This window comes from Bellilinea sp. (assembly GCF_034432615.1).
GTDB lineage: Bacteria > Chloroflexota > Anaerolineae > Anaerolineales > Anaerolineaceae > Bellilinea.
In genome coordinates this window covers 1-7,642 of record NZ_DAOUBL010000347.1, presented here as the reverse complement: position 1 = coordinate 7,642, position 7,642 = coordinate 1, and the positions used below count along the sequence as shown (strand labels likewise).

At 54.5% G+C, this 7,642-nt stretch carries 4 protein-coding genes; all 4 read left to right on the top strand.

Annotation, left to right across the window (positions count from 1 at the left end):
- Positions 1–72: 72 nt before the first annotated feature.
- Positions 73–1,887, top strand: a complete 1,815-nt coding sequence (locus tag VAE48_RS15770) for a metallophosphoesterase (RefSeq protein WP_322794295.1) — start codon at positions 73–75, stop codon at positions 1,885–1,887.
- A gap of 110 nt (positions 1,888–1,997) precedes the next feature.
- On the top strand, positions 1,998–2,954 hold the full coding sequence (locus VAE48_RS15765) for a ketose-bisphosphate aldolase (protein WP_322794294.1): 957 nt from the start codon (positions 1,998–2,000) through the stop codon (positions 2,952–2,954).
- Positions 2,955–3,222: 268 nt separating this feature from the next.
- Entirely contained in the window at positions 3,223–4,926 is a 1,704-nt protein-coding gene (locus VAE48_RS15760) for a WD40 repeat domain-containing protein (RefSeq protein ID WP_322794293.1), read from the top strand.
- A gap of 15 nt (positions 4,927–4,941) precedes the next feature.
- Positions 4,942–7,642 (top strand): hybrid sensor histidine kinase/response regulator (locus VAE48_RS15755; RefSeq protein WP_322794292.1); only part of this gene is annotated, 2,701 nt, incomplete at its 3' end.

Below are 7,642 nucleotides of genomic sequence, written 5' to 3'. Positions count from 1 at the left end.
TATACCTGTACTTTCAGTACAATAATAACAACCGTTTGAATGAATTGCAGAAACGCGGAAGGGAGGTGTGGAATGAAATTCCAACGGTTACGAATGAACAAAGTCTGGCAAACCCTTTTGGTCGTTGGGTTATGGCTGAGCGGGTGTGCTGTTCCGCCGCCGCCAGCCACCCCCACAGCGGAGGTGATCGAACCAACTGCAACGGTTACACCGGCTCACACCGCTACGCCGCTTCCATCGCCGACACCCACCCTGACCCCGACCCCGGCAGCCAACGATTTGAGTCTGCCGCTGCGGGTTGCCCTGTATTATCCGATGCAGAAAGAAGACTGGACGGCAATCGGTCTGCAGCCTGCCCGCGGCAGTTATGATTCGCGGGATGCGGCGGTGATCGAGGCTCAAATTGGGGAGATGAAACAGGCAGGCATTCAGGCAGCCGCAATGTACTGGAAAGACGACAGCGCAAAGTCTTTCCTGGCTGCAATTCTGCAAGCCAGCCGCCAGCAGGATTTTTACTGGGGGGTGCTGCTGGACATTGAAAAACAAAGTGATCCATCTGCTGCATTTATCCAGCAAACCCTGGATGATGTGTATCATTCTTTTGCAACGCATCCCAACATCTGGCGGCTGGAACGCCGGTTTGCGCTGATCGTGGATGTGGATGAGATGGATGATGGCTGCGGGATGCTCAGCCGCTGGGTGGAAGCCAACCGCGAGCAGCGGTTTTACCTGATCATGCAGGTTTTTAACAATTATGACCGTTGTTCAAAGCAACCCGACTTGTGGGTGGACCTCTACCCGCAAACACCGATTGAACCTGCTCCCTCTGAGAGTACCACTTTGCAGGTAGAAGCGTGGGATGGTAATCAGCTGTCTGAGTTGGAGCGCAGCTTAATGGATTGGGGCAGGCAGGTACAGGCTGCGGGTGCGCCGCGCGGTTTGCAAATTGTCCGCGCTTACAACGATTGGGTAAACGGCAAGCATATTGAGGCTGCAGCCATTTGGGGAGAAACCGGCGGATATTATCTTGAAGTTCTGCGGCGCAATGGTCAGGGCTATGCCGCACTGGCGGAAGAATTGCTGTTCAAGAACGAAGCGATTCTGGTGGGCGCCGGGGATATTGCCATCTGTGGCGAAGAAGGTAGCCAGTACACTGCCGCGCTTCTCGATCAAATTCCCGGTACGGTATTCACTGCCGGTGATAATTCCAACGAAGAGGGAACGGCAGCCAATTACCAGATGTGTTTCAACCCCAGCTGGGGACGGCATAAGGAACGCATCTACCCGGCAGCCGGCAACCACGATCTTCTCACTTCACAAGGTGCTCCTTATTACGCCTATTTTGGCGAGCGTGCTGGTGAACCCGGCAAAGGCTATTACAGTTTTGATCTGGGAGAGTGGCATATCATCGTCCTGAACAGCGTCTGTGAATATGCCGGCGGCTGCGGTGAGGATTCGCCGCAGATGGAGTGGCTGAAAGAAGACCTGGCGGAACATCCAAATCTTTGCACGCTGGCAATCTGGCATTACCCGTTGTTCACCTCGGGGACGCGGGGCGGCAACGAGGTTGTGCGTCCGTTCTGGAAAGCCCTTTACGAAGCCGGCGCGGACGTGATTATCAACGGGCATGATCATCATTATGAGCGGTTTGCGCCGCTGAATCCGAATGGTCAACCTGATGCGGAACGCGGTATCCGTCAGTTTATTGTGGGTACCGGCGGGGCAGGCCTGCGCGGCATTGGAGAGGTGGCAGCGCATAGCGAAAAAAGGATTTTGTACACCTATGGGGTGTTGAAAGTGTCGTTGAAAGGTAACGGTTACTACTGGGAATTTGTACCGGTAGCCGGCATGGGCGCATCGGACAGCGGAAGCGGTGTCTGTCACTGATAATTTGGGTATAATTGAGTTACCGCAGATGGCAGCCAAACCGCTGTTTTCGTTCACCGCTTGCTGTTGCGGTCTGAGCGTTCATTCTACTTGTTAAGGGAGTGTGTCAGATGATTGTTACAACCAAAGAATTATTCAAAGCTGCGTATGGTAAGTATGCCATTGGTGCCTACAACATCAACAATCTGGAACAAACCATGGGACTGTTCCGCGGCAATCTGGACAGTCAGGCGCCGTTTATTATTCAAATCAGCAAAGGGGCGCGCTCGTATACCCATAAACTGATGCTGGAAGCCCTGATTCGGGCGGCCGATCAAATCTTCCCCGAAGCCATTTTTGCCGTTCATCTCGATCATGGCGATGAGGAGACCTGCTACGACTGCATCAACAGTGGTTTTTATTCGTCGGTGATGATTGATGCCAGCCACGAGGATTTTGAAACCAACATTGCCATTACCCGCCGGGTGGTAGAGGCCGCTCACGCCAAAGGGGTGGTGGTGGAAGCCGAATTGGGGCAACTGGGTGGGGTCGAAGAGCATGTGGCGGTGGATGAGGCGGATGCCAAATTGACCGACCCCAAGAAAGCCCGCGAATTTGTGGAACGCACCGGCTGCGATTCGCTGGCAGTGGCGATTGGCACCAGTCACGGCGCTTATAAATTCAGCGGTTCGCAGGGGCTGCGCTTTGATGTGCTGGAGCAGATTCAAAAAGAATTGCCCGGTTTTCCGCTGGTGATGCACGGCAGCAGCTCGGTGCCGCAGGAAGAGGTGGAGCGCATCAATGCGGCTGGCGGGCAGTTGAAAGGCGCCAAAGGCGTGGATGAAAACAGTTTCCGCCGCGCGGCAGAATTGGGTGTGACCAAGGTCAATATTGATACCGATGGACGGCTGGTGTGGACACGGGTGCACCGCGAATACTTCCGCGATCACCCGGAGAACTTTGACCTGCGTCCGATTGGCAAGGTATTCATGGCGGAATATGCCAAATTCATTGCCCATAAGAACGAAAAATTGGGCAGCGCCGGAAAACTGGAAGAAGTGCGCAAACTGGTGATGCAAAAAGTCTGAAAGATAACGGTGGTTTGGGATAAGCACCAAACCCGGTGAGCAGCGAAATGCACCCCCTCCTGCGCCTCTCGCAAAATCACCCCGGCGATTTTGGGGAGGTGGGAGGGGGTAAAATTCTGAAATCAGGTACAGAAGGATTTATCCCCAACTGACTTTAAGATATATTCAGGCCCGGTAAGCGAAATGCTGCCGGGCTTAATCATCTCCCCATAGGGAAATCCCCTTTTTAGACATAAGGTATAATGATTAAGACAGGGAAACAGCAGCCATGTCTTCTCAGGATCTGAACAGGGCAATCCAACTGGCGAGGGCGGGAGACAAGAAAACTGCCCGGCAGATTTTGCTGCAACTGGTGCAGAAAGAGCCGACCAATGAAATGGCGTGGATCTGGCTGGCGGATACCATGCCGGACGATGCTCGACGAATCGCCACCCTCAAACAATGCTTGAAGTTAATTCCGGACAGCCAGATAGCCCGCAAAGCCCTGCAGGTGCTGGAATCGGCTCACAAACCGCCCCCGACGGTTGAAAAACCATCACAACCAGCAGTATTCCAACCGGGCCAGCCCTCCCCCCCGCCGGTTTCACCACCGCCCGCCGAAGAACCGGCCGGGTTTGAAAGCCTGCTCTCGCTGCGAGATGAAGTGGTCTTGCCTGAAGAAGAAAGCCAACCACCACCCTTCGTCCAGGGTGAAGAAACTGAGCAGGAAGCTTTTCCGCTGCGGGGAATATCGGATGGTGAGCAGCCGAGTGTAACCCCCTTTGTTGAAACGGCCGCCATCGAGCAATTGCGCCAACAGGCTCAAAAAGTTCCGCCTGCGCCGGCAAGTGTCGTGCGACAAAAGGAATCTCCGGTTCGTTGGGGGGCGATTCTGGGTATCCTCCTGTTTGCAGTAGTGCTGGGGGTGGTGGTATTTACCCTCTGGTTCAGCCCCAACAGCCCGCTGCGGTTGAGTGGTTTGCAGCCGCTTCCCACCCAGTTGAATTATCAGCCGCCGCAGGAAACCCCGGTGATCGAAACCCAGGTGATCATCACTCCGCAGGCTACCGAAGAAGTAGAAGCAACCGAAGAAGTCGAAGAGATCATCGGTACGCCGCCACCGCCGGGAATTTACCTGAGCGGAACGCAGGTCAATTCTTTTGATTGGTCACCCGACGATACATTTGTGGTGGTCTCGGCGGGCGGCGGGCTTTCGGCATACGACCCGCAGAATTACGGAACACTGCGTTATGTGGACCTGGCAGGCAGTAAAGCCCTCTGTCGAATTTCGCCGGCGGTGGATCGTACGGTTTGCGCCGGTCAATTGCTGTGGGCATGGTCGCTGCCGGAATGGAATTTGGAGATTGAATCGCCGCCGCCCAGCGGTTTGCCCGGCAGCTGGATTGGCATGTTCGATTTTGTCACCTCTGACTTGCTGACGCTGGTCTATGAGAGTGATCTGCAAAGCGTGGAAATCTGGTCATTGGGCATTCAGCAGCGAGATGGCGACCTGTTGCGCGCCCCCTCTCCCATTCAACGTTTGACTGCTTCACCGGAGAGCGGTTCAATTGCGGCCGGGCTGTTCGATGGGCAGGTGATCATTTGGGGGTTACAAACCCGCCAGCCTATCTTTCAACGAAGCGTACTGGATCAGCCCGTCCAATGGCTGGCGCTCAGCGCGGATGGCAAACGGATGATGACGGCAGCCTCCCTGCCTCCGGTGCGGGTTTGGGAAATTCCCTCCGGCCGGCTGGTCGCCGAAATTCAGACCGAGAGTACTTTCACCGCACTGGCATTTTCTGCCGATGGCGAAAACATCCTGTGGGCAGATAAAAGTGGTGTGGTTACCCTTCAGCAGGTTGAGGATGGAAGTGTTTTGAATCGGATAGAAGTTGGCGTGCCAGTGCGGGAAATTCGGTTTTCACCCGATCAAACTCGAATAGCGGTTGTGACCACCCTGGGGGACATTTATTTTTATTCTCTGATACCGTAATGATTTGTTCACTGGATGAATACCCAAATTGCCCTCTATCTGGTTGTGCTTAATTTTGCGGCTGTTCTCTCTTTTACGCTGGCAGCCTACTCGAACCTGAGAAAGACTGTACCGGCTGCCCGTCCGTTTGGCGTGTTGAGTATGGGTATTGGCCTGTACACGTTATTTTACATGTTTGAAATGGTCAGCATCCCGCTGAATGTCAAAGAGGGATTTTACATTTTAAAGTACTTTGGCATCCTGATGATGCCGGTTGGCTTTTTATGGTTCACACTGGAATACACGGGCAGAAAGTCCCGTTTCTCGCGCGCATGGTTAACCCTAACCATTCTGGCATGTAGCCTACTCTGGCTGCTGGTGGCGACCAATTCACTGCACAACTGGTTTTACAGCAATCCACGACTTGAAATTTATCAGAGTTTTGTGGTGATGGGCTACCAACCCGGCCCAGCCTTCCATTTTTTTATGATCTACACTTCACTCACGGCGCTGGCTTGTTTGGGGTTGCTGATTGATTACTTTTTCCACACCCATTTTTACCGCCGCCAGCAGGTGTTGATTTTGCTGCTGGGCGCTATGCTACCGCTGCTGACCGCTATCTATCTTTTTCTAACACCGACACCCTGGCGCAACATTCACATCACCTCACTGGCTTTTGCGGTCAGTGTGCCGATCCTCTCGCTGGGCGTGTTTCGCTACCGCATGCTGGATGTGGTACCGGAGGTACGCACGTTGATTTTGGAGGCGATGGATGATAGTGTGATTGTCATCAATCGTGCCGGACGAATTGTTGATCTCAACCCGGCCGCCGAGCAGTTTTTGGGGGTTGCCATGCGCGAAGCCATCGGTGTGCCGTTGAAGGAGTATTTTCCGGAATGGGCGGGCATTTTCGGGCAGGCTGGTGAGCGGGAACGATTCGAAACAGAGCTGGAAATCAACCGGCAGGGTATGGTGAAAACCTTGCGGCTGGCAACCTGGCAGATGTCCACCTGGTGGGGAGGGCCGGCTGGCAGATTGATTCTCCTGCAGGACATCAGCACTTTTCGTCAGATGGAAAAAAACCTCCGGCAGGCAAAAGAGGCTGCCGAAGATGCCACCCGAGCCAAATCACTTTTTCTGGCCAATATGAGCCATGAAATTCGCACGCCCATCAACGCCGTACTGGGAATGACCAGCCTGTTGTTGAATACCCGCCTTTCGGCAGACCAAACCGATTATGTGCAGGCAATTCGCACGGCAGGCAGCACGCTGCTCACCGTAATTAATGAGGTGCTGGATTATTCCAAAATTGAAGCCGGGCGCGTACAGTTACAGGATGAAGAATTTGATCTGGAAACCTGCCTGGAAGATGCTTTGGAGATGGTTGCCCCGCAGGCCAGTTCGCGGGGGTTGAATTTGACTTTCTGGATTGGATCTGAAGTTGCCTGCCGATTGCGGGGTGATGAAGGTCGTCTGCGACAAATTTTGGTCAACCTGCTTGCCAATGCGGTCAAGTTCACCGAAAGCGGGGGGGTCAATCTCTCGGTTGAACGAGAAGGGGAAGCCCTGCCGGATGGGCGAGTACAGTTGCATTTTCGGGTTGCCGATACCGGCATTGGCATTCCCCCGGAACGCCTCCCCTTGCTGTTTGAGGAGTTTTCTCAGGCGGGCAGCGAGGTATCTCAACGTTTTGGGGGAACAGGATTGGGGCTGGCCATTTGCCGCCGGCTGGTGGAGGCCATGGGCGGCAAAATTTGGGTGGAAAGCCAGCCGGGTGAGGGTTCTACTTTTCAGTTTGTAGCACCGTTCCCCTGTGAGATGCCCGTGCCGGAATATCCCCGCCTGAAGGGGAAGAAACTGCTCATTCTCAGCCACGATGCCAATACCCGGCGGATGCTGGAATGTTTTGCTGCCCGGCGCGGCATGGAAGCCTTTAGCCCGGTCGGTCACACTCAGGCGCTGGATTTTTTGAAAAGCGGTCAGCCCTACGATGTTGGCGTGGTGGATCAGCACTGGCAGGGTGAGCAGGCTAAAATGGAATTTGCCGAGGGCTGGAAGCATCTTGTATCTGATCAATCGCTATGGCTTCAGATGAAACCGTATGGCAGCCCGAAGTCCGTTGACCAGGAAGAATTGAAGGTTGCTGCCGTAATTTACACGCCTGTCAAATTTTCTCAATTGACCGCAGCTTTGGAGCAAATCTTCATCCGTGACCCGGTTCAGCAGGCAGCCGGTTTGAAAATGGGGGATGAAAAACCGGTTGCGATGAGTGATTTTTCGCAGCGTTATCCCTTGCAAGTGCTGGTGGTGGATGACAATGGGCTGAATCGCAAGGTGGTCCTGCTTTTTCTGCAACAGTTGGGTTACCTGGCCGGCGGGGCCGCCAGCGGAGCGGAAGCGCTGGCTTTGCTCCAAGCTCAGCCGTTTGACCTGGTGCTGCTGGATGTGCAGATGCCGGAAATGGATGGTTTGGAAACGGCGCGCCGCATCCGCAGCCTTTTGCCGGCGGGGCAGCAGCCCTATCTGGTTGGGCTGACGGCTTTTACCTTCGATGAAATGCGTCAGCAGGCCCTGGAAGCGGGCATGGATGAATGTTTGCACAAACCGCTCACCCTGGATCAGTTGAAGAAGACGCTTCGCAGGGTTTCAAAACAGCGGCAGGGCGGGTCAGTCACCTCAACGGTGGCGGGGGGTGCAAGCAGCAGCATCCTGCAGGAGCTGGGCGAAGAGGGAGAGG